The sequence below is a fragment of the Sphingomonas endophytica genome, from assembly GCF_014199415.1.
Lineage (GTDB): Bacteria > Pseudomonadota > Alphaproteobacteria > Sphingomonadales > Sphingomonadaceae > Sphingomonas > Sphingomonas endophytica.
In genome coordinates, this window is record NZ_JACIJN010000006.1 from 217011 (window position 1) to 240581 (window position 23571).

18 protein-coding genes and 1 pseudogene are annotated in these 23571 nt (G+C 68.5%); 11 read left to right on the top strand and 8 right to left on the bottom strand.

The annotated features are described in order from the left end of the window. Positions 1-59 precede the first annotated feature (59 nt). A complete protein-coding gene (locus tag FHS97_RS10830) occupies positions 60-1064 on the top strand; it encodes a threonine aldolase family protein (RefSeq protein WP_184037091.1) in 1005 nt (334 codons plus the stop codon). Next, positions 1061-2002 carry a DMT family transporter gene (locus FHS97_RS10835; RefSeq protein ID WP_184037095.1) on the top strand — a complete coding sequence of 314 codons (942 nt, stop codon included), beginning with the start codon at positions 1061-1063 and terminating at the stop codon, positions 2000-2002. Before FHS97_RS10830 ends, FHS97_RS10835 begins: the two co-directional genes overlap by 4 nt. Here the strand turns inward: FHS97_RS10835 and FHS97_RS10840 are convergent. The 4 genes from FHS97_RS10840 to FHS97_RS10855 all read right to left on the bottom strand — a co-directional run bounded on the left by FHS97_RS10840 (position 1912) and on the right by FHS97_RS10855 (position 8010). After that, positions 1912-2733: a Rossmann-fold NAD(P)-binding domain-containing protein gene (locus FHS97_RS10840; protein WP_184037097.1), complete on the bottom strand. Its 822-nt coding sequence runs from the start codon at positions 2731-2733 to the stop codon at positions 1912-1914. The two genes, FHS97_RS10835 and FHS97_RS10840, sit on opposite strands and share 91 nt — an antisense overlap. Positions 2734-2869: 136 nt before the next feature. After that, positions 2870-3580 carry a PEPxxWA-CTERM sorting domain-containing protein gene (locus FHS97_RS17490; RefSeq protein WP_246346596.1) on the bottom strand — a complete coding sequence of 237 codons (711 nt, stop codon included), beginning with the start codon at positions 3578-3580 and terminating at the stop codon, positions 2870-2872. 188 nt (positions 3581-3768) lie between these two features. Further along, complete coding sequence (locus FHS97_RS10850; RefSeq protein WP_246346597.1) at positions 3769-6369, bottom strand: glycosyl hydrolase; 2601 nt, start codon at positions 6367-6369, stop codon at positions 3769-3771. Positions 6370-6519: 150 nt separating this feature from the next. After that, complete coding sequence (locus FHS97_RS10855) at positions 6520-8010, bottom strand: DUF6418 domain-containing protein (protein WP_184037100.1); 1491 nt, start codon at positions 8008-8010, stop codon at positions 6520-6522. A 58-nt stretch (positions 8011-8068) separates the two neighbouring features. On the opposite strand from FHS97_RS10855, the gene FHS97_RS10860 reads away from it, so the two are divergent. The 7 genes from FHS97_RS10860 to katG all read left to right on the top strand — a co-directional run bounded on the left by FHS97_RS10860 (position 8069) and on the right by katG (position 17585). Next, a complete protein-coding gene (locus tag FHS97_RS10860) occupies positions 8069-9286 on the top strand; it encodes an acyltransferase family protein (RefSeq protein ID WP_184037104.1) in 1218 nt (405 codons plus the stop codon). After that, positions 9283-11082, top strand: a complete 1800-nt coding sequence (locus FHS97_RS10865) for a hypothetical protein (protein WP_184037107.1) — start codon at positions 9283-9285, stop codon at positions 11080-11082. The genes FHS97_RS10860 and FHS97_RS10865 overlap by 4 nt, the downstream gene beginning before the upstream one ends. A 176-nt stretch (positions 11083-11258) precedes the next feature. Further along, positions 11259-12395: a glycosyltransferase gene (locus tag FHS97_RS10870; protein WP_184037110.1), complete on the top strand. Its 1137-nt coding sequence runs from the start codon at positions 11259-11261 to the stop codon at positions 12393-12395. Continuing rightward, a complete protein-coding gene (locus FHS97_RS10875; RefSeq protein WP_184037113.1) occupies positions 12392-13486 on the top strand; it encodes a glycosyltransferase family 4 protein in 1095 nt (364 codons plus the stop codon). Before FHS97_RS10870 ends, FHS97_RS10875 begins: the two co-directional genes overlap by 4 nt. Beyond that, a complete protein-coding gene (locus FHS97_RS10880; RefSeq protein ID WP_184037118.1) occupies positions 13483-14688 on the top strand; it encodes a glycosyltransferase family 4 protein in 1206 nt (401 codons plus the stop codon). Before FHS97_RS10875 ends, FHS97_RS10880 begins: the two co-directional genes overlap by 4 nt. Further along, positions 14685-15212 (top strand): serine O-acetyltransferase, encoded by a 528-nt coding sequence (locus tag FHS97_RS10885; protein WP_184037120.1) that lies wholly within the window; start codon positions 14685-14687, stop codon positions 15210-15212. The genes FHS97_RS10880 and FHS97_RS10885 overlap by 4 nt, the downstream gene beginning before the upstream one ends. A gap of 153 nt (positions 15213-15365) precedes the next feature. Further along, a complete protein-coding gene (gene katG / locus FHS97_RS10890) occupies positions 15366-17585 on the top strand; it encodes a catalase/peroxidase HPI (RefSeq protein WP_184037124.1) in 2220 nt (739 codons plus the stop codon). 407 nt (positions 17586-17992) lie between these two features. Here katG and FHS97_RS10895 read toward each other — a convergent pair whose 3' ends face one another. The 4 genes from FHS97_RS10895 to FHS97_RS10910 all read right to left on the bottom strand — a co-directional run bounded on the left by FHS97_RS10895 (position 17993) and on the right by FHS97_RS10910 (position 20729). Next, on the bottom strand, positions 17993-18199 hold the full coding sequence (locus FHS97_RS10895) for a hypothetical protein (protein WP_311770367.1): 207 nt from the start codon (positions 18197-18199) through the stop codon (positions 17993-17995). Position 18200: 1 nt separating this feature from the next. Then, on the bottom strand, positions 18201-19334 hold the full coding sequence (gene tgt, locus FHS97_RS10900) for a tRNA guanosine(34) transglycosylase Tgt (protein WP_184037130.1): 1134 nt from the start codon (positions 19332-19334) through the stop codon (positions 18201-18203). Beyond that, positions 19331-19879: an EF-hand domain-containing protein gene (locus tag FHS97_RS10905; RefSeq protein ID WP_184037134.1), complete on the bottom strand. Its 549-nt coding sequence runs from the start codon at positions 19877-19879 to the stop codon at positions 19331-19333. The genes tgt and FHS97_RS10905 overlap by 4 nt, the downstream gene beginning before the upstream one ends. Before the next feature lie 61 nt (positions 19880-19940). Continuing rightward, positions 19941-20729 (bottom strand): FadR/GntR family transcriptional regulator, encoded by a 789-nt coding sequence (locus tag FHS97_RS10910; protein ID WP_184037137.1) that lies wholly within the window; start codon positions 20727-20729, stop codon positions 19941-19943. 159 nt (positions 20730-20888) lie between these two features. Here FHS97_RS10910 and FHS97_RS10915 point away from each other — a divergent pair, with 159 nt between their 5' ends. Then, positions 20889-22460, top strand: a complete 1572-nt coding sequence (locus FHS97_RS10915; RefSeq protein WP_221233252.1) for an alpha-N-arabinofuranosidase — start codon at positions 20889-20891, stop codon at positions 22458-22460. Next, positions 22460-23512: pseudogene (locus FHS97_RS10920) on the top strand (glycoside hydrolase family 43 protein); the annotation flags it as partial. The gene FHS97_RS10915 and the pseudogene FHS97_RS10920, both read left to right, overlap by 1 nt. Between the last annotated feature and the right edge of the window lie 59 nt (positions 23513-23571).

Below are 23571 nucleotides of genomic sequence, written 5' to 3' on the forward strand. Positions count from 1 at the left end.
GTCATTGCCTCACCGCAAGCATATTGACCCGCCCGCGTGCCTGCCCGAAGGCACGGATCATGCGCTTCTTTTCCGACAATGCCGCCCCGGTTCACCCCGCCGTGCTGCGCGCGATCGCCGCGGCCGACTCGCTCGACACCGCCTATGACGGCGATCGCTGGTCGAAGGCGCTCGACGAACGCTTCTCGGCGCTCTTCGAGACTGCGGTGCGCGTGCTGTGGGTGCCGAGCGGCACCGCAGCCAACTGCCTCGCGCTCGCCGCCTTGTGCCCGCCGCACGGCTCGGTGGTCTGTCACCGCGAGGCGCATATCCAGAACGACGAATGCGGCGCGCCCGAATTCTACACGCATGGCGCCAAGCTGCTGCTCGCCGAGGGCGAGGGCGCGAAGCTGACCCCCGCGACCGCCGCGGCGGTGCTCGATCGCCAGCGCTACGACGTCCACCAGCAGCGCCCGCACGCGCTGTCGATCACCAATGCCACGGAATATGGCCGGGTTTACACTCCGGCCGAGGTCGCCGCGCTCGGTGCGCTGGCGAAGGAGCGCAAGCTCGGCTTCCATATCGACGGCGCGCGCTTCGCCAATGCGGTGGTCTCGACTGGCGCGTCGCCCGCCGATCTGACCTGGCGCGGCGGGGCCGATGCGCTCAGCTTCGGCTTCGTCAAGAACGGCGGGATGAACGCCGAGGCGCTGGTATTCTTCGACCACGCGCTCGCCGACGCGACGCTCTACCGCCGCAAGCGCGCCGGGCATCTGTTGTCCAAGGGTCGCTATCTCGCCGCGCAATTGCTCGCGATGCTCGACGACGACATATGGCTGGCGTGCGCGCGCGGCGCCAATGCCGGCGCGGCGCTGCTCGCGCAGGCCGCGGGGGCGCGGCTGCTCCATCCGGTCGAGGCGAACGAGGTGTTCCTCCGCGTCACTGCCGACGAGGCCGCGTCGCTGCGCGCCGCCGGGTTCGACTTCTACGACTGGGGCGTCGGCGAGGCGCGGCTGGTGGTCAGCTGGAACCAGCGCGCCGAGGACATCCGCCCGCTCGCCGACGCGATTGCCGCACTCGGATGAGCCCCGCCGATCCCCCCAACAGCACGCGCGCCGCGGTGCTGGTGCCGTTCGCGCTGGTCGTGCTGATCTGGGGCTCGACCTGGATCGTGATCCGCGACCAGCTCCACGGCGGCGCGGTCGCGGTGCCCGCCAGCTGGTCGGTCAGCTACCGCTTCCTCGTCGCCGGACTCACGCTCGCCGGGGTTGCGGCATGGCAGGGTGCCCCCGGCACCCGCGCGCTCTTCACGCAACCCGGCTTCTGGCGCTTCGCCGGCTTGCTCGGCGTGTTCCAGTTCGTGCTCAACTTCAACTTCGTCTATCGCGCCGAGGAGCATATCACCTCCGGGCTGGTGGCGGTGATCTTCGCGCTGCTGCTCGTCCCCAACGCGCTGTTCGCGCGCATCTTCCTCGGGCAGCGGCTCGGGCGGCAATTGCTGGTCGGGTCGGCGATTGCAATGAGCGGGGTGGCGCTGCTCTTCATCAAGGAAGCGCGCAGCGATCCCGGCGGCCCGACCGAATCGCTGATCGGCATCGCCTTCACGCTCTGCGCGATCCTTTCGGCCTCGACCGCCAATGTCATGCAGGCGACCAAGACCGCGACGCGCTATCCGATGGTCCCGACGCTCGCCACCGCGATGCTGATCGGCGCGGCGATCGATGCCGGCTGGGCATGGGTCACCACCGGCGCGCCGGTGTTCGACGGGCGTCCCGGCTATGTCGCGGGCGTGCTGTACCTCGGCATCATTGCCTCGGCGCTCGCCTTCACCTTGTACTTCCGCATCATCCGCACGATCGGCCCGGCCAAGGCCGCCTATAACGGCGTGATCGTCCCGGTCATCGCGATGCTGCTGTCGACGGTGTTCGAGGGCTATCGCTGGACGCCGCTCGCGGTGGCGGGGGCGGGGCTGGCCGCGGTCGGGCTGGTGGTGGCGCTCAGCGCGCGCAGGCCGGCGCGGTAATCGGGGTAGCGGGGGTGCCAGTTCAGCACCCGCTTCGCCTTACCGTTCGCCACCCGGCGGTTCTCGGCATGGAAGCCGCGCGCCGCTGGTGACAATTGCTCGACCGGCACGATCGGCGGCGGCGCGAGCCCGAGCAGCTGCGCGGCATAGGCGACGACCTCGTCCTGCGGCGCGGGCAGATCGTCGGCGAGGTTGTAGACCCCCGCCGGCGCGTCGAACCCGGCGATCACGCCCCGCGCCAGATCCGCGACATGAACGCGGCTGAACACCTGCCCGGCGATGCCGGTGCGATGCGCCTCGCCCTTCGCCACCCGGTCGAGTGGCGAGCGCCCCGCGCCGTAGATGCCGGGCAGGCGAAAGACCCGCGCCCCGGCCGCGACCCAGCCGGCGTCGGCGACGTTGCGCAGCGGCCGCCGGCCGCGATCGGCGGGCGCGTCCTCGTCCACCCATGCCCCGCCGGTGTCGCCATAGACCCCGGTCGAGGAGAGATACCCCAGCCAGCGCCCCGCCAGCGCGTCCGCATAATGGCGCAGCACCGGGTCGCCGACGTCATCGGGCGGCACCGACGACAGCACATGCGTGCTCGCCGCCAACCCGGCGCGCACCGCGGCCTCGTCGTCGAAGCGGATCGTCGCGTCGCGTCCGTCGCGCGTGGTTGCCAGCAGCGGTGTGCCCGCCGCCGCAGCGATGGCGCGCGCCGCATAGCCCAGCCCGAAGACGAACAACCGCACGCACACTCTCCCCTGAACCGACCCCTCCGACAGCGAACCGGCCCGCTCCCCCGTTCCGCCGCGCCGGCATGATACCGGAGCGGGCGAGACGGGGAAGCGGGCCGGCCACGCGCGTCAGCGCGTCGCGAACGGCATGTTAGGCGAAGCGTACCCGCGCGTCCACGCGGCGGCGGCGCAGCGCGACCCCGGCCATCGCGAAACCGGCGACCATCATCGCCCAGGTCGCCGGCTCCGGCACCGGCGAGGCGACGTCGGCGCGGATCGTGTCGATCGACAGATTGGCGATCGTCGACTGGCCGAACTTGCCGGTCGCCGGATCGTAGTTCGCGATCCGCGCCTGCCCCTGCCCGGCATCCGCCGGCCCCGGGCGGACCGTGTCGAACGCGGTGTAGTCGGGCCGGCTCAGCAGATTGCTCAGCGAATCGAAGAACACGTAGAACAACGTATTGTCCGGCGGCAGCAGCGACAGATCGGTGTCCTCCGCCATGTAATAGATCATGTCGGTGCCGCCCTTGCCCGCCGCATCGGAGGCGCGGGCGGTGCCGCTGAACGACCCGGCGAAATTATAGGTGCCCGATCCGATCGTCAGCGCCGCGCTGACCGGCGACGCCGCCCCGCGGCCGTACAAATAGGCCGAGGTCGCGGTGCTGGTCAGCGTGCTGTCGGGCTTGCTCTCGACCGTGAAGATCGCGCTGAACGCCTTGCCGGCTAGATCCGCGCCGGCGGTCCCGAACGTCCCGACCGGGTCGTAGCCGTTCATCACCGTACCCGTCACCGTTACCGTGGTCGGCGCCGCCGCGGCCGGCACGGCCGCCACGGCCATCGCCGCCGCGGCGATTTTTCCCATCGTCTGCATCTCAACACCCCTGTCTACGCAACTTGCGCGATCACGAATGGAGAGCCGCTATGATATAGACAAGAAAGCGTTATTATTAACGTTGCCCGAGTTCGGGACGCTTTTCGACGCTGTGTGCAAGGGTGGGAACTACCCGCGCGGAGGACGGTTCTTGACCCCCGCGCGGGTGATCGGGCGGCTCAGATGAAGCCGAAGCCGCCGCCGGTGAACGCCAGATGGTCGGCGGTCACGCCCGCGACGAGGATCGTGTCGCCACCGCCCAGATCGATCAGCGCGCCGCCATGGACGTTGCTGACGCTCGGCGCGGTGGTGAAGTGATAGGCCTCGAGGTCGATCCGGTCGCCCTTCCCGAAGTCGCCGATCACGTCCTTGCCCGAGCCGGCCGCGAAGACGAAGCGGTCCGCGCCGGCGCCGCCGTACAGCGTGTCGTTGCCCGCGCCGCCGGTGATGACGTTGTCCTTGGCATTGCCGCGGATGACGTTGTCGAGCGCGTTGCCGGTCGCGTTGATCGCATTGCCGGTCAGCGTCAGATTCTCGACATTGGCGCCCAGTGTATAGTCGATCGACGCCAGCACGGTGTCGTTGCCGCCCTGCCCGTTGAGATACCATTCGATCACGCGGTCACCGACGTTGTCGACGACATAGGTGTCGTCGCCGATGCCGCCGTCCATGATGTCCGCGCCGGTGCCGCCGTCGAGGTAATCGTTGCCCTCATGGCCATAGAGCGTGTCGTCGCCCGCACCGCCCAGCAACGTGTCGTCGCCGGCGTAGCCCTTGAGCACGTCATTGCCGTCCAGCCCCGACAGGGTGTCGTTGAAGTTGGTGCCGTAAAGGGCGTTGTCGAGCGCGTTGCCGGTGCCGACCCGCGCATTGTTGACGAGGTACAATGCCTCGACATTGGCGGTCAGCGTATAGTTCACCAGGCTGTGGACGGTGTCATAGCCGCTGCCGGGACCGGCGCGCTCGATCACTACGTCGCCGGCATTGTCGACGATGTAAAGATCGTCGCCGGCACCGCCCTCCATCACGTCGGCGCCGGTACCGCCATCGAGCCGGTCGTTGCCCGCGCCGCCGTACAGCCAGTCGTTGCCCTGGTCGCCGAACAGCTGGTCGTCGCCGTCGTTGCCCCAGATATAATCGTCGCCGCCCATGCCGTGCAGGACGTCGTTGCCGGCGCTCCCGTTCAGCCCGTTGTTCAGCGCATTGCCCGTGCCGACGCGCGCGTTGCCGGTCAGGTACAGATGCTCGACGTTCGCGGTCAGCGTATAGTCGATCGAGCTGTACACGGTGTCGACGCCGCCCCCGGCATATTCGCGGACCACATCGCCGGCATCGTCGACGACATAGGTGTCGTTGCCGATCCCGCCGTCCATGATGTCCGCGCCTGCGCCGCCGTCGAGGTAATCATTGCCCTCGTTGCCGAACAATCTGTCATTGCCGTTGCCGCCGAACAGCGCGTCGTCGCCGGCATAGCCGTGCAGCGTGTCGTCGCCGTCCAGCCCGCTCAGCACGTCGCCCGCGCCGGTGCCGTAGATGCTGTTGTCGAGCGCGTTGCCGGTGCCCTTGGTCGCGCCGGTCACCAGATACAGATTCTCGACATGGTCGCTCAGCGTATAGTCGATCTTGGCATAGACGGTGTCGATCCCCTCGCCCGCGCGCTCGACGACCTTGTCGCCGACATTGTCGACGATATAGGTGTCGTTGCCGGTCCCGCCGACCAGCGTGTCCGCGCCGGTGCCGCCGTCGAGGCGGTCGTTGCCCGCGCCGCCATACATCTTGTCGTTGCCCGCGCCGCCGAACAGGTCGTTGTCCATGGCATTGCCGGTGATGACATTATGGTCGGCATTGCCCGCGCCCTTGATCGCGCTGCCGGTCAGCGTCAGCGCGACTTCGCCGGCACGCAGGTTGGCGTCGACCGCCGATACGCGCGTCACCGCGTCGCTCGGCTTCGCCACCTGATCGATCATCGACAGGAATTCGGCGGCCGCCTGCTTGTACTGGCCCTTGCTCAGCTCGCCGGGGAACGCCGCATTGGAATCCCAGTAATTCTGATAGACCATGTCATGATCGGCCATCCACTGCATGGCCAGCTTCACGAACGCGGGGGAATCGGTGTTGATGCCCCATTCGCCCATCGCGGTCTGCTTGCCGTGCGCGGCGGCGAAGTCCTGCTGCCACTGCAGGCCATAAGGCTGCTTGATGAACCAGTCGAACGCCTTGACCGGATCCTTGTCGTGCCACGCAGTATTATAGTACATGTCGACGCCGATCACGTCGACATACTTGTCGCCGGGATAGGCGGCCTCGGGATTCATGTCCCAGACGTCCAGCCCCGGACACCATTCGAAGACGAACTTGTCGGAGACCGAGCGCGCGGCGTCGACGAACTTGCGGAACGCCGCCGCATAATTCTCCGGCTCGCCGACCGCCGACGAGGAATTCCATCCCTTGCCGTTGAATTCCCAGCCGAGCCGGACATAGATCTTGTCGTCACCTGTCGACGACGAGACCAGCTGCTTGGCCATGGCGAGGAAATTGGCGTCATACTTGCCCGCGCCCGCGTCGCCCAGCTTAGCGCCGTACGGGATCAGCGGGATCGACCACATGATCGAGACGTCCTGATTGGCGAACATGTCGGCCTGCCATTGCACCGACGACAGCCAGTCCTTCCAGCCCGCGGTGCCGCCGTGCAACTGGATCGCGTCGAGCCGACCACCGGCCCACGCCTGATCCTTCAGGTAATCGTCAACGCTGAAAGCGTTATATACCGAGCTCAACATGCCGAATACTTCCCACCCATGCCTGATATCCCCCGATATCAAACACGCCCCACGACCAAGTTAATGGGTGAGGTTGACGGCAAGTTTACTATTCGGCCGCAGTACGTGCTGCCGCCGGCTGCCGACGATGACCTATATTCCGCTGGCGCTTCAGCGCCGTCGTGCGAGCGCCTGCGTCATCTGGCGCACGCGGCTGTTACGGCGCTGCCCCTCCCACGTCAGGAACAAGGCCACGGCGATCGTCAGCAGTGACTTGATGCCGAAGAAATTCCACATGTATCCCGTCGAATAGCCGGCATAGATCGAGCTAAGGACGCGACCGAACAGCACGGAGGCGATCCAGTTCGCCTGCGCCAGACATTGCGCCAGCATCCGCATGATCCATGCGTGGAAGATTGCGATGATCGACGACATCACCAGCAGGCCGATGATGCCCATCGCCATGAGGAAATAGGGATAGAGCGAAAACACGAAGCCGCCGCCGGCTTCCATCGTCCAGCCCATCGTGCGCGACGGCGTGAACGGCTGCATGACGTAATAGAGGCCGAAGCGGGTGCCGGCCTTGGTCGCGTCCTGCTCGCCCGGCTTGACCCATGACGCCATGTCCGACGCGATCGCGCGATCGTCGAGACGCGCGGCGGCGAGGTATTTCCAGTCGGCCACGTACCAGAGCTGCCCTTGCAACGCGACGCGCTCGCCATACCGCTTGGCCGCACCATCGAAATCGTTGAGCGCGCCATAAGCGATCAGCACCGCGGGCACCGTCACCACCACCACGGCAAGCGCGACGCCGCCGATGATGCCGGTCGGGATCGGCCGGTCGTTGGCGATATGCGCGAGCCCCGCCGGAATCGAGAAGATGCTGAGGATCATCAGCAGCGAGGTGAATTTCTCACCGAACAGGATCGACGTCGCCAGCAGCCAGACCAGCAGCAAGCCGCCCTGCAGGCGGTACCGCGGGACCGCGAACAGCACCCCCATGAACGGCACCATCACCAGCCGGTTGGACATCCAGGCCGAATAGATCGGCGAGTCGACCCGCTCGAGATACTGGAAGCGGTCGATGTGCGAGATCAGCGGGAAGCCGTTGTTGATCCCCAGCCGGATCAGATACAGCGAACCGAAGGTCATCACGACCATCAGCGCCATCGCGATCAGCCGGCCCTGCGGCTCCCAGCGCGCGGGGGCCTCGCGGAACAGCACCTTGAGGCGCGGCCACGACGCCTCGACCACGAACGTGGCCGTCAAGAAGAACAGCAGGTAGATCAGCAACAGCCGCGTGAACGCGCCGGTCGCCGTCCCGGTGATCATCGTCTCGATCATATAGGCGCCGCTCTCGATGGCGCCTCCCGACATGAACTCCGTGATGCGCAGCGCCAGCAGCGGAACGAACAGCAGGAAGGTCGCGGGCGAGGTGCGCAGCAGGCCGAAGCACATCGATGCGAACAGGGCGAGCGCGCCATAGGCCCACGCCGCGGACGGTGCCACGACCGCGCCGAACGCGAGCGCCCCGGCCAAGAGGAAATGGATGGCGAACATGCCGCCGAACGCGCGGGCCCGGCTGGAATAAGGGACGAACGCCGGTCGCTGCTCGCGGGGTCGGCGTGCCGATGGCACCTGTCCTCCGGCTACGAGTGCCATCTACTATCCCTTGCATGGTCCGCCGGTTCGCGGGCATGATAGGTGCACTGCACCATCGATGCAACCGGACGCGATCAGCGTGCCGCTCGAACATGGTCGGCAGCGCACATGGATGGCCAAGGAAGCAGCGATGAACGAACCGGCGGCGTCGATGTCCGACGATGGCCTGCACACGGGCAAGGCGAAAGCGTCGCAGACGTTTGAAGGCGTCCAGATCCTGCGCGGCTTCGCTGCGATGATGGTCGTCTTCCATCATATGTGCTGGGTCGTCACCAGCTATCATCCGGGCCATTCGGCGATCGCGACCTTCGCCCGCCTCGCGGAAGTCGGAGCCGGCGGCGTCGACGTGTTCTTCTGCATCAGCGGGCTGGTGATCGCTCATGCCGCGCGCAATCTCGCGGCCGGGGCGGGCCATGCGCGAACCTTCGCTTGGCGACGGCTGTTGCGCGTGCTGCCACCCTATTGGGTCTTCACCGGCCTCCTGCTGTTGCTTTGGGCGGTCGGCATCGGCCTGAAGGGACTCAACGTCACGCCGGGGCTGGTGGTCGCGTCGTTCCTGCTGGTCCCGTGGCCAAAGACGACGATCGACGGCGCGCTGAGCTACCATCCGATCCTCGACGTGGGCTGGACGCTGACGTTCGAGATGTATTTCTACGCGATCTGCACGATCGTCATCGCGGTCGCGGGCGGTCGCCGGATCTGGCCGTGGGCGATCGCCGGGCTCGGCATCGTCGCCGGCGCCAGCCTGCTGGTTGCGGGACCGGAGGCCGTCGCTTCCGACACGCTCGCCTCGCCGCTGCTGCTCGAGTTCATCGCCGGCGTGCTGCTGGCGCGGTTCGTCGCCGGCCGGGTCGCACCGCGTGCGGGGCGGCTGCTGATCGCGCTCGGCGTCGCCGGGCTGATCGGCTCGGTGTTCCTGCCAGATCCGATGACGTGGCGCGTGCTGTGCTGGGGTATTCCGGGAGCATTGCTGGTCGTAGGCGCAGTCCTGATCCCGGTTCGGCTGACCACGCCGCTGTTACGGCTGCTCGGATTTCTCGGCACCGCTTCCTATACTATCTACCTTGTTCATCCGTTCTTCACGTTGATTTCAGGTACATTATTGAAGCGCGGGACGATGGCGCAAGTGCCGGCCGATATGCTATTGATCGTGTTGACCGTAGCTGCTGTCGCCGGCTCGGCACTCACGTGGTTCTTCGTGGAGGGTCCGTTGATCCGTTTGCTCAAGCCCCGCTCGCGCACTGCGACACTCGCCCAACGGTCGCTCGGCGCATGAGCCGCTCGCCCCGCTTCGCCGCCGCGTCGGCCGTGCTGATCGCGACGTGCTGCGCCCCCGCGCCCTCGCAAAGCGCCACCGCCGACTGGTCGGCGCTCGCCACCGCCGCGCGGCAGTCGCCCGCCAGCGGCGACGGCTTGCGGCGCAGCTGGACCGGGGCGGACGGTCGCCCTGTCACGCTGACGGTGCTCGCCCCGCGCCTCGACGGACGGCCGGTGATCTCGCTCGACCCGACGCCCGGCGACAACGGCCCCGCGATCGCCGCGGCGCTGGCGCGGCTGCGCGCGGCGGGCGGCGGAACGCTGCGGCTGGCAGCCGGCACCTGGCCGATCGCGGGCGGCCCGCCGGGGATCGCGCTCGACGGACTCAGCGACGTGCTGATCGACGGACCGGGCGCGCAGCTGGTGTTCGCGCAATGGGGCGACGGCATCCTGATCTCCAATGCCGCACGGGTGAAGCTGCGCGGGCTGTCGGTCGGCTATGCCCGCCCGCCGGTGGTGAAGGCGCGCGTCGACGGTGGGCGGCTCGCCTTCGCCGGCGCGGCGCCCGACGCCGGCGCGCCGGTCTATCAGGTCTCGGCCGCCGGTCCGGCGGGCGCACGCATGTTGCTCGGCAAGCAGGGCAAGTCGCTGGGCCGCGACGGCGGGCTGCCGGGCGGGCTCGGCGATTTCGCGCCCGGCACGCCGGTGCAGGTGAAGCTGAGCTGGTACAAGGGCGGCGCGATCCGCATCGGCGATCCCGGCGACAAGCCGGTCTCGCACGACATCACGCTCGATCACGTCACCGTGCGCGATTCCGCGGGGGGCGGAATCGTCGCCGATCTGATGGGCCGCGGGCTTGCGATCGTCGGCGCGAAGCTCGGCGGCGCGGGCGGCAGCGCGATCGCCTATGACGGCTTCCACGTCACCGCGGCGGGCGGCGACCTGCTCGTCGAGGACAGCGACTTCATCGGCACCGGCGACGATGCGATCAACATCGCCAGCCCGATCATCGACGCCAGCCGCGACCCCGGCGGGGCCAGCGTGACGCTCTCGGGCGCGACCGCGCGCGTCTATCCGGGCGCACGGCTCGCCTTCTTCGATGCCGGTCTGCAACTGGTGGGCACCGCCGAGGTCGCGTCGCGCAGCCCGCGCGATCCGGCCGGGCGGATGCGGACCATGTTCACGACCCCCGTGCCGTCCGGCGAGATCCGGTACGCACGCAACATGGACCTGCTGTCGGAACGCTATGCGATCGTCGGCAACCGCATGGCCGATTGCATCTGCCACGGCGTGCTGGCGCAGGCGCCCAACGGGCTCATCCAGGACAATCAGTTCTCCGGGTTGCGCTATAATGCGATCCGCCTGCTCACCAGCGCGGCATGGAAGGAAGGCGCGGGCGCCTACAACGTCGTGGTCGCCGGCAATCGCGTCGCCGACACCGGGCAGGACACGCGCCCCGGCCGCGTCTGGGCGGCGATCACCGTCTTCGGCGAGCTGGCCGGCAACGGTCCGGGCGGCCAGGCGCCGCTCGCGCCCGGACCGCTCAACGCCGGGCTGCTGATCCGCGACAACCAGATCGACGGCGTGGACCAGGGCTGCATCGCGGTGTCCAACGCCGCCGATGTCGTGCTGAAGGACAATCGCTGCGCGCGCTTCGGACGACGGCCGGGCACGCCGCGAATGCTGGCGGATCGCGCCGACATCGCCGCCGGGATCGCGCGACTGCCCGCCAAGGGCGCCTATCTCGCCGGCGGCACCGGGGTGTGGATCGACCCGGGGACGACCGCGCGCATCAAGGCCGACGCGTCGCGCTGAGCCACCTGCCGGCCGTTACGCGCTTGCGCGCGGCAGAAGCACGCGGCTAGAAGGCGCCGCGTGCGAGGCTGCCGCCGGAACGAGCGGCCGTGTTCATGATACGGCAGGGAGTTTGAGCTGGTGCACCGATTTACGCGCAGGCATGACGCGTCGCTGCCGCTGCGCGGGGGCCGTGCATGACGGGGTCCGTTCGCGTTCTCCATATCGCCGAGACCGCGCATGGCGGCGTCGGCACCTATCTCAATCAGGTGCTTCCCGCGCTGGTCGCGGATCGCGACACGGCCGGCGCGCCGCTCGACATTCGCGTCCTCCTTCCCGCGCAGGACAGTTTCATGCTGCCGCGCGTCGACGATTCCGCCATCACCACCTGGCGTCGTGACGGACGGTCGCTGTGGTCGCTGCTGATGCTGGCGAAGGCGAGCTGGCACGCTTACCGGACGGTCCGGCCGGAGATCGTCCACCTTCACTCGACCTTCGCCGGGATGATCGTCCGCCCGCTGCTGCTGCTGGCCCGCGTGCTGCCCGGCCGGCGCCCGCAGGTCGTCTACAGCCCGCATGGCTGGGCCTTCCAGATCGCCGGCTCGCGGGGGCGCCGGCGTGCGATCATCTGGCTGGAGCGGACGCTCGCGCGGATCACCGATCGCGTGATCGTCCTGTCGGATGCGGAGATGCGCGAGTGCGTCGCGCTCGGCTTCCCGCCCAAGCGGCTCCAGCGCATCTACAACGGCATCTCGGAAGCACCGCCCCCCGCGCTTCCCGCACCCGAAGGCTGGCCCGACCAGCGGCTGAAGGTGTTGTTCATCGGCCGCTTCGATCATCAGAAGGGGCTGGACACGCTGATCGCCGCCGCGCGGCTCGCGCCCGACCGGATCGCGGTGCGCTGCATCGGCGCCAGCGTGGTCAGCGGCGGCCCGGCACTCGACCTGCCCGACAATGTCGCGCCGCTCGGCTGGCTCGACGAGCCGCGCATCATGGCGCAGCTGGCGATGGCGGACGTCGTGGCGATGCCGTCGCGCTGGGAAGGGTTCGGCCTCGTCGCGATCGAGGCGATGCGCGCCGGGCGGCCGGTCGTCGCCAGCCGGATCGGCGGGCTGCCCGAAGTGGTCGAGGAGGGCGTCACCGGGCGGCTGGTGCCACCCGACGATCCCGAGGCGCTGCTCGCCGCCCTGCTCGCCGACACGCCGGAGACCCGCCGGACGATGGCCGAGGCCGGCCGTGCGCGCTTCCTCGCCCATTTCACCGCGCGCGACAGCGCGCGACAGGTCGCCACGCTCTACCGCCAGTTGCTCGGTCGGGAGGCCGCCCGCTCATGACCGCGACGCCGACCACCGTCTTCATCAACGGCCGCTTCCTCACCCAGTCGATCAGCGGCGTGCAGCGCTATGCGCAGGAGATCGTCGGCGCGCTCGACGCCCTGGCGGGCGAAGGCGCGCTGGCACAGCGTTACATGCTGCTCACACCGCCCGGCGCGCGCGTCCTCGACCTGCGTCATATCGAGACCCGCACCGTCGGCACCCGCAACGGGCACCTGTGGGATCAGCTCGATTTCGCGCGCGCGGTGCGCGGCGGCGTGGCGTTGGGGCTGGCGATGACCGGCCCGGTCGCGATGAAGCGGCAGGTGGTCGTCATCCACGACGCCTCGGTGCAGCGCCACCCCGAACATTACAGCCGTCCCTATGTCCTGGCGCACCGCATCATCGACCGGCTGCTCGCGCGCCGCGCAGTGGTCGCGACCGTTTCCGAATTCTCGCGCCGCGAACTCGCCGACGTGCTCCCGGTCGCGGCCAGGGACATCGTCGTCGCCCCCAACGGTGCCGAGCATCTCTCGATCGCGCCCGATCCCGGCGTGGTCGAGCGGCTGGGGCTGACCAAAAACGGCTATTTCCTGACGCTCGGCAACCTCACCCGCAACAAGAACCTCGCGGTGGCGCTGCGCGCGCTGGCGCGGCTCCAGCCGGGCAGCGCGAAGCTGGTCGCGGTCGGGCGGATGGAGCGCACGGTGTTCGGCTCGGCCGGGCTGCCCGAGCCGGGTGCCGACGTGCTGCTCCCCGGCCGGCTCGACGATGCCGAGGTCGCCGGGCTGATGCAGGGCGCGCGCGCGCTGATCTTCCCGAGCATCTACGAAGGCTTCGGCATCCCCCCGCTGGAGGCGTTCGTCAACGAATGCCCGGTGCTCGCCAGCACCGCCCCCGCGGTGCAGGAGGTGTGCGGCGACGCCGCCGATTATTTCGAGCCGCATGACGACGCCACGCTCGCACGGCTGATGCAGATGCTGCTCGACGATCATGACGGCGCGCTGCGCCGCGACCGGCTGGCGAAGGGCAAGCAGCGCGTCGCGCGTTACACGTGGCGCGGCTCGGCGCAGATCCTCGCCGATGCCTGCGCGAAGGTCGCCGCACGATGAAGGTCCTGATCGTCAACGTCCTCTACCCGCCGCACAAGATCGGCGGGGCGGAGAAATCGGTGTCGCTGCTCGCCGAGGCGTTGGTCCGCGCCGGCGACGAGGTGGTGGTCGCGACGCTCGACGACATCGCCGCGCCGGTCACCGAGGTGAAGAACGGCGTGACGCTCCGTCGCCTGCCGATCGACAATATCTATTGGCCCTACGCCCCGGACGCGCCCGCGCAGCCCAAGCTCAAGCGGCTGCAATGGCACGCGCGCAACCGCTGGAACCGCGCCGCCGCGCGCCGCATGGGCAAGCTGCTCGACGAGGTCCGCCCCGACGTCGTCCATTGCAACGTCATCACCGGGTTCAGCCCGGCGATCTGGCGCGAGATCAAGCAGCGCCAGCTGCCGCTCGTCCAGACGCTGCGCGATTACGGGGTGATGTGCACGCGCTCGGCATTGTTCAAGAACGGCGCGAACTGCACGACGCGCTGCCTCGAATGCCGCGCGCTCACCGCGCCGGGCAAGACCGAGTCGGCCAGCGTCGACCAGCTCGTCTCGAACAGCGACTATGTGATTCGCCGTCACCATGCCGAGGGCTATTTCCCCGGCGTGCCCGCGCGGCGCATCTTCAACATCGTCCCGCTCGACGAGCAGCCGCGCGACGCGAAAGCGCCGGACGCCCCGTTCGTGTTCGGCTTCATCGGCCGCATCGAGGCCGAAAAGGGCATCGACGTCGTGCTCGAGGCGACCACCCGCGTCACCCGCGCCGACTGGCGGCTGCGCATCGCCGGGGTTGGCGTGCCCGAGTACGTCGCCGACCTGAAGGCGCGCTATCCCGATCCGCGCATCGAATGGCTCGGCTTCTCGCAGGCCGGCGATTTCTACCGCGCGATCGACACGGTGCTGATCGCCTCGGTCTGGCCCGAGCCGTTGCCGCGGACGCTGATCGAGGCTTTGTCCTACGGCCTGTCGGCGATCTGCGCCGAGGCGGGCGGCATCCCCGAAATCGCCGACCTCGCGCGCCATGCGATCACCTACGAGCCGACCGATGTCGAGGCGCTCGCCGCCGCGATGGACACCGCGCTCGGCGATGCCGCGGCGTGGCGCGCGGGCGGGCTCAGCGATCCGCAGGCGCTCGGCTGGTTCGCGGAGGACCGGATCGTCGCCGAGAACCGCGCGGCCTATGCCGACGCCATCGCGGCGGTCGCGGCGCGATGAGCTGGCGGCGCGACCTCTACGCCAATGCCTCGCGCCACGGCGTGAAGGGCGCGGTGATCGGCTGGTTCCTCAACCCCGGCTTCGCGGTCGTCACGCTGTACCGCATCATGCGCTACGCCTATCTGCGCGGCGGGCCGCTCGGGCGGCTGGTCGAGAAACTGGTCTGGCGGCGGATCGTGTTCGGCTATGGCTGCTATATCGACCCGACCGCGAAGATCGGCCCCGGGCTGCGGCTGCCGCACCCGGTCGGGATCGTGATCGGCGCGGACACGGTGATCGGCGCCGACGTCACCGTCTACCAGAACGTCACCTTCGGCCGCCGCGCCGCGAACGAGGCGGTCTATCCGGTGATCGAGGATGGCACGATCATCTATGCCGGCGCGATCGTCACCGGCGAGATCACCGTCGGCCATGACGCGACGATCGCGGCGGGCGCGCTGGTCCGCCACGATGTCCCCGCGCATGGCGTCGCACTCCCGGCCTCGGGCGCGATCCGGCACGGCAAGCTCCACGCCGCACCCTGATCGATAGTATCGATCATACCGTCCGAGTTTTCGCATTTTCCCGATCAGTCTTGGTCCGCTACCACGACCGTCACAGAGTGCCGGAAAGGCTGCGCACGCCGGCATGTCGCGGCAGCGCCAGCCCCGCACACCGGTCGCGAGAGGAGACGAGACATGGACGCCATCACCGAGGGTAGCCCGATCAACGATCCGAAGAAGCAGCCCGCGGCGATGCGCAAGCTGCTCGGCCATACGTCCCGCGACTGGTGGCCCGAGTCGCTGTCGATCGACATCCTCCATCAGCAGGGCAAGTCGGGCAGCCCGTTCGGCGACGACTTCGACTATGCCGCCGAATTCCTCAAGCTCGACCTCAAGGCGGTGAAGGCCGACCTGACCGCGCTGATGACCGACAGCCAGCCGTGGTGGCCGGCCGATTACGGGCATTACGGTCCGTTCTTTATCCGCATGGCGTGGCATTCGGCGGGCACCTACCGCACCGGCGACGGCCGCGGCGGCTCGTCGGCGGGTCAGCAGCGCTTCGCTCCGCTCAATTCTTGGCCGGACAACGGCAACCTCGACAAGGCCCGCCGCCTGCTCTGGCCGATCAAGCAGAAGTACGGTCGCGCGCTCAGCTGGGCGGACCTGTTCATCCTCGCCGGTAACGTCGCGATCGAATCGATGGGCGGCCCGACCTTCGGCTTCGGCGGCGGGCGCAAGGACGTGTTCGAACCCGAGAAGGACGTCTATTGGGGCACCGAGGAGGAATGGCTCGGCCAGACCCGCATCGACGAGGAAGCCGGGCTCGCACTCGAAAGCCCGCTTGCCGCGATCCAGCACGGCCTGATCTACGTGAACCCCGAAGGACCGGGCGGCTGCCCCAATCCGATGGGCTCGGCGCGCGACATGCGCGAGACGTTCGCGCGCATGGGCATGAACGACGAGGAAACCGCCGCGCTCACCGCCGGTGGCCACACGTTCGGCAAGGCGCATGGCGCGGGTGACCCCAAGCTGGTCGGCCGCGAGCCGGAAGGCGCGGACATCGCGTCGCAGGGGCTCGGCTGGGCGTCGACCCACGAAAGCGGCATGGGCGATCACACGATCACCTCAGGGATCGAGGGCGCATGGACCCCGACCCCGACGACGTGGGACATGACCTATTTCGACATGCTGCTCGATCACGAATATGAAATCGTGAAGAGCCCGGCCGGCGCGCACCAGTTCCAGCCGGTCGGCAACCCCGACGACACGCTCGCCCCGGCCGCGCACACGCCGGGCAAGAAGGTGCCGACGATGATGACCTCGGCCGACATGGCGCTGAAGGTCGACCCGAAATACCGCGCAGTCATGGAGAAATTCCGCGCCGACCCCGCCTATTTCGCGGAGGCGTGGGCGCGCGCGTGGTTCAAGCTGACCCACCGCGACATGGGACCGAAGATCCGTTACCTCGGCAGCGAGGTGCCGCAGGAAGACCTGATCTGGCAGGACCCGATCCCGACGGTCGACCATCCGCTGATCGACGCCGGCGATGTCGCCTCGCTGAAGACGACGCTGCTCGACCGCCTGTCGGTGCAGGATCTGGTCAAGACCGCCTGGGCCTCGGCCTCGACCTATCGCGGGTCGGACAAGCGCGGCGGCGCGAACGGTGCGCGCATCCGCTTCGCCCCGCAGCGCAACTGGGAGGTCAACGATCCCGAGAACCTCGCGCGCGTGCTCGGCGTGATCGAACAGGTCAAGGCCGAGTTCGACGGCGCGGCGACCGGCGGCAAGCAGGTGTCGATTGCCGACCTGATCGTGCTCGGCGGCAGCGCCGCGGTCGAAAGGGCGGCCAAGGACGCCGGTCATGACGTGAGCGTGCCGTTCACGCCGGGCCGTGCCGACGCGCTGGAGGAGCAGACCGATGCCGAGAGCTTCGACGTGCTCGAGCCCAAGGCCGACGGCTTCCGCAACTATCTGCAGGTCAAGTTCAACGTGCCGACCGAGGAACTGCTGGTCGACCGCGCGCAATTGCTCGGCCTCACCGCACCCGAGATGGCGGTGCTGGTCGGCGGGCTGCGCGTCCTTGGCGCCAATGCGCAGGGCAGCGAGCATGGCGTGTTCACCAAGCGCGTCGGTCAGCTGACCAACGACTTCTTCGTGAACCTGCTCGACATGAACACCGCGTGGAAGCAGGTCAGCGACGAAAGCGACGAGGAGTTCGTCGGCACCGATCGCACCACGCACGAGCAGAAATGGACCGCGTCGCGCACCGATCTGGTGTTCGGCTCCAACTCGCAGCTGCGTGCGCTGTCGGAAGTCTATGCCTGTGACGATGCGAAGGAAAAGTTCGTCGCCGACTTCGTCAAGGCATGGACCAGGGTGATGGACGCGGATCGTTTTGATCTGGTCACGCACTGAGAGATCGGCTAGCAAGCCCTTGAAGAATTGGGAGGGACCGGGTGGCGGCCAGTCGGCCGCGGCCCGGTCCCTTCCTCCTTGTACCGGCCGAACAGCCCTTCGGGTCGCCCCGTGGCTGCGACAGTCGGGGCCGCCGGCGTGCCCCCCACGTCGGCGGCCGAACCCGCAGAGCGCGGTACATCATCTCTCGTCATTGCGACCCCGGCGCAGGCCGGGGGAAGCAATCCAGGCGTCCTGATCCGGACCCGGATTGCTTTGCTACGCTCGCTATGACGTACTTCATTCGTCACCCCGGACTTGATCCGGGGTCCCGCTTTAGCGCGCGGCGCGAAGAAGAAGCGGGGCCCGGATCAGGTCCGGGGCGACGGGGTTAATCAGCCGGATCGCAACACGCCGGCCGCCCGAACCTACTTCTTCCCCTCGTCCTTCCGCGAATTCGCGAACAGCAGCGCCGCCGCGACCGCCGCCGAACCGATCCCGACGCCCAGCCACGTCTTGCCCGGCTGCCACCGCCCCTTGCGCTGATGCGCGGCAGCGCCCGGCGCGCCGGCTTCCTCGTGCGCCTTGGCGGCCGCAGCGGCTTGCAGGATTTCGTTGGGTTGCTCGTCGCTCACGTCACTCTCCTTTTGGCGCGTCATAGCGCGCACGAAAGTCATTGGCGAACGCCGTCAACCGCCCCTCGGCGATCGCGGCGCGCAGGTCGGCCATCATCGCCTCGTAGAAAGCGATATTGTGCTCGGTCATCAGCATCGCGCCCAGCATCTCCCCCGCCCGCACCAGATGGTGCACATAGGCGCGCGTCCATGTCGTGCACACCGCGCACGCGCATTCCGGGTCGAGCGGCCCTTGATCCTCGGCGAACCGCGCATTGCGGATGTTGATGGGCCCTTGCCTCGTGAACGCCTGGCCGGTCCGCCCCGATCGCGTCGGCATCACGCAGTCGAACATATCGACCCCGCGCTCGACCGCGCCGACGATGTCGGTCGGCTTGCCCACCCCCATCAGATAGCGCGGGCGATCGGCCGGCAACTGCCCGGGCGCGAAGTCGAGACAGCCGAACATCGCCGCCTGCCCCTCACCGACCGCCAGCCCGCCGATCGCATAGCCGTCGAAGCCGATGTCGATCAGCGCGTCGGCGCTCGCCTTGCGCAACCCTTCGTCGAGCGCGCCCTGCTGGATGCCGAAGATCGCATTGTTCGCGGCATGGTCGCCACCGCCGTCGAAGGCGTCGCGGCTGCGCTTCGCCCAGCGCATCGATCGCTCCATCGCCGCCGCCTGCACCTCGCGCGTCGAGGTGGTCGGCACCAATTCGTCGAACGCCATGACGATGTTGCTGCCGAGCAGCCGCTGGATCTCGATCGAGCGCTCCGGCGAGATCATGTGCCGCGTGCCGTCGAGGTGCGACGCGAACGCCACGCCTTCCTCGGACCGCTTGGTCAGCGCCGACAGGCTCATCACCTGATAGCCGCCCGAATCGGTCAGGATCGGCTTGTCCCAGCCCATGAAGCGGTGCAGCCCGCCCAGCCGCGCGACCCGCTCTGCGCCGGGGCGCAGCATCAGGTGATAGGTGTTGCCGAGGATGATGTCCGCGCCCGCGCGTTCGACGTCGCCGGGCTTCATCGCCTTGACGGTCGCGGCGGTGCCGACCGGCATGAATGCCGGCGTGCGGATCGTGCCGCGCTGCATCGTGATCGTGCCGGTGCGCGCCGCGCCATCGGTCGCGGCGATCGCGAACGCGAAGCGCGTCATCGCCGGCCTCCCCGCCGCCGCTTGTCGCCGTCCGGTGCGTCGTCCTTCTTCTCGGGCCGCCGCCCGGCGGTCGGCCCGCGCGCATCGACCGGCATCGTGCGATAGGTCAACAGTTCGGCGCGGCTGATCGCATGGTCGCCGTCGCGGTCGTAGCGCGCGAACAGCCGCGAGAAATGGTCCTGCAACTCGGCCAGCGTCACCTCGCCGTCATTGTCGCGATCGACCTCATACGGGCTCGGCAAGGCGGCGCGGTCGCCCAGGTAGCGCAGCGCCCAGTCGCCGAACGCGATATAGCGCAGCTTGCCGGTCTTGTTCGGATCGAACGCCGCCAGCGACGCCGCGACGCATTCCTCCAGCTCGTAGCGCTCGACCTTCGCGTCGCCGTCGCGGTCGCAGGCGGCGATCATCATCGCCACCGGCTCGACCACCATCGTGGCCGGGGTCTGCGGGGTGGCGGGCAGCGGCGCGCGGACGGTGATGTCGCCTTGCTGCGGCGTATCTTGCACCGGGGCCGCGGCGAGCAGGAGCAACGCAAACGGAATCATTTCCGCTCCGTGGCAGAAGCCCGCGCGGATCGCCAGCGTCTTCGGGCGACGGCGAGCGCCCTCAGCCCTCCATCGCCGACTTCGTATCCTCCAGCGCGAGGTCGACCAATGTCCGCATCGCCGCGGTCGCGCCGACCACGTCGCCGGCGGCGATCATGTCATGGACGCGGACATGGTCGGGGATCGGGTTGCGCGGCAGCGCGCGCGCGCGCTGCTTGAACTGCGTCGTCCAGTGGATCGCCGCGCCGATGCTCGCGCTCAGCACCATCAGCGCGTCGTTGCGCGTCGCGCGCAGCACCGCATTGTGGAAGTCCTTGTCGGCCGCGCGCCCCGCCTCTGTCGCCAGCGTGTGCCGCCGCATCGCCGCGAGCGCGTCCTTCATCGCCTTGAGGTCGTTGCGGTCGCGGCGCTGCGCCGCCAGCCCCGCGGCGGCCGGCTCGACGATCGCGCGCAGCTCGAACAGCGCGCGGACGAACTGGATGTCGGGCGCCCCCGCGAACGCCCAGGCGAGCACGTCGGGGTCCAGCAGGTTCCAGCGCTCGCGCGGCAGCACGCGCGTCCCCGCCTTCGGCCGGCTTTCGACCAGCCCCTTGGCCGCGAGCACCTGCATCGCCTCGCGATAGGCGCTGCGCGAGACGTCGAGCGCCTCGGAGAAGGCGACCTCGCCCGACAGCGTGTCGCCCGGCAGATATTCGCCCGAGACGATCGCGGTGCCCAGCTTGTGCGCGATCGCGCCGTGCAGCCGCCGCCCGGTGCCGCGCACCGAGGCGCGCGCCGTCTCCGCCGTTTCGCCGCCGGCTGGTGGCGCGTCGCCCTCCCGCTGCGGCACGCCGCTCTCCCGATCCGCCATCACCCCTCCTTTGTGACCTGCCTCATTGCGCGGTGGCAAGCGTGCGCCGCGCCGGCAAATGGTCGTTGCAATGCTCGATACCGAAATCTAATGTCCGAGTAATGAGCAAAAACAGCGAGGTGGGCAATGGCCCGACCGCGCTTCTTTCGGGAGGATAGGATGAAGGCACGTCTGTTCGCTTATGCCGGAGCGCTGGCCATCGGCTGCGCCGCGCTCGCGCCTGCCACCGCGCAGGACGCCCCCGCGGTCACGGCGGAATCCGCGACGCTGGCGGTGCGCGGCGACACGCCGGGTCCGGTCTACGACAAGCGCATCTTCACCCAGTTCGCCGAGCATCTCGGCAACGGCATCTACGGTGGCCTCTGGGTCGGCAACGACCGCAAGATCCCGAACACGCGCGGCTTCCGCAACGACGTCGTCGACGCGCTGCGCGATCTCGGCACGCCGGTGATCCGCTGGCCGGGCGGCTGCTTCGCCGACGAATATCACTGGCGCGAGGGGATCGGGCCGAAGAACAAGCGCCCGGTCAAGATCAACACCCACTGGGGCGGCGTTACCGAGCCGAACACCGTCGGCACGCACGAGTTCATGGACGTCACCGAGCAGATCGGCGCCGACGTCTATATTTCTGGCAACGTCGGCAACGGCACGCCGCAGGAAATGGCCGAATGGGTCGAGTATATGACCTCGCCCGCCGGTTCGCTGGCGGACGAGCGGGCGAAGAACGGTCGCAAGCAGCCATGGAAGCTGCCCTATTTCGGCATCGGCAACGAGCTGTGGGGCTGCGGCGGCAACATGAAGCCGGAATATGCCGCCGACGTGACGCGCCGCTACGCCACCTTCGTCAAGGCGCCCGCAAACACCCGGATCGAGAAGATCGCTTCGGGCGCGAACGGCGACGACTATAACTGGACCGAGGTGATGATGCGCGAGACCGGCGGGATGCTCGACGGTCTCTCGCTCCATTATTACACCGTCCCCGGCGTCTGGGAGAAGAAGGGCTCGGCGATCGACTTCGACGAACGCGGCTGGGCGGAGACCCTCGCCAAGACGTGGAAGATGGAAGAGCTGGTCACCAAGCACAGCGCGATCATGGACAAATACGATCCGCAGAAGAAAGTGTACCTGGCGGTCGACGAATGGGGCACCTGGTACGATCAGGATCCGGGCACGCATCCCGGCTTCCTGCGCCAGCAGAACAGCCTGCGTGACGCTTTGGTCGCCGCGATCAACCTCAACATCTTCGCCAAACACGCCGATCGCGTGAAGATGACCGCGATCGCGCAGATGGTGAACGTGCTGCAGGCGATGATCCTGACCGACGGCAGCAAGATGGTGCTGACGCCGACCTATCACGTCTTCAAGATGTACAAGCCGTTCATGGACGGCACGGTGCTGCCGATCGACATCAAGTCGCCGTGGTACAACAAGGACCAGTGGACGATTCCGGCGGTCAGCGCCTCGGCGGTCCGCGACAAGGCCGGGGTGACGCACGTCGCGCTTGCCAATGCCGATCCGAACCGCACAATCACCGTCACCACCACGCTGACCGGGGTCACTGCGTCGCGCGTCGGCGGCACGATCCTGACCGGGCCGAAGGTCAATTCGCTCAACACCTTCGACCAGCCCAACGCCGTCGCGCCCGCCGCCTTCAACGGCGCGCAACTGAACGGTGGACAGCTCACCGTCACGCTGCCGGCCAAGTCGGTGGTCATGCTGGACCTCAACTGATGAGCGACGATCTGGCGCTTCTGTCACGCCGCCTGTTCGTGGCCGGGGGCGCGGCGCTTGCCGCCGCCCCCGCGCTGTCCCGCACCCGCGGGGCAGCCGGCACCATCGTCAACCCGTTGGTCCGCCAGCGCGCCGACGCGCAGGTGTTTCGCCACACCGACGGCTGGTATTACATGACCGGCTCGGTGCCCGAATATGACCGGCTGGTGCTGCGCCGCTCGAAGACGATCGCGGGCCTGACCAATGCGACCGAGAAGGTGCTGTGGCGGCACGAAAAGAGCGGCCCGCTGTCGGGCTTCCTCTGGGCGCCCGAGTTGCATCTGATCGACGGCAAATGGATCATGTATTTCGCCGCCGGCCCCAGCGGCGGCGGCGAGGACGTGTTCCGCATCCGCACCCATGCGGTGGTCTGCGACGGCGCCGATCCGATGACCGGCAACTGGACGGTGCTCGGCCAGCTCCAGACGCCGTGGGACAGCTTCAACCTCGATTCGACCAGCTTCGTCCACCGCGGCCAGCGCTATCTGGCGTGGGCGCAGCGCGAAGCGGGGATCGACACCAACTCGAACCTCTATCTCGCCCCGCTCGCCACCCCGCTGACCTTCGCGGCCAAGCCGGCGCGGCTGACGATCCCCGAGCTGCCGTGGGAGATCCGCGGCTTCAAGGTCGCGGAAGCGCCCGCGCTGCTGGCGCGCAACGGCCGGTTGTTCATGACCTATTCGGCGAGCGCCACCGACGCGCGTTACTGTCTGGGGATGCTCACCGCGCGCGACGACGCCGACATCATGGACCCGGCGGTGTGGACCAAATCGCCCGAGCCGGTGATGAAAACCTCGCGCGAACACAAGATCTTCGGCCCCGGGCACAACAGCTTTACCGTCGACGAGCGCGGGCGCGACATGCTGGTCTTCCACGCGCGCGATTACGAGAAGATCGTCGGCGACCCGCTGTTCGACCCCAACCGCCACACCCGCGTCCAGCCGATCCGCTACGATGCGGCCGGCGTCCCGCAATTCGACCCGCCCGTCGCCAACGGCCCGCTGCCGCGCAGGGCTTAACGTACCGTCGCCCCGGACTTGATCCGGGGCCCCGCTTCTCGTTGCGTTGGGAA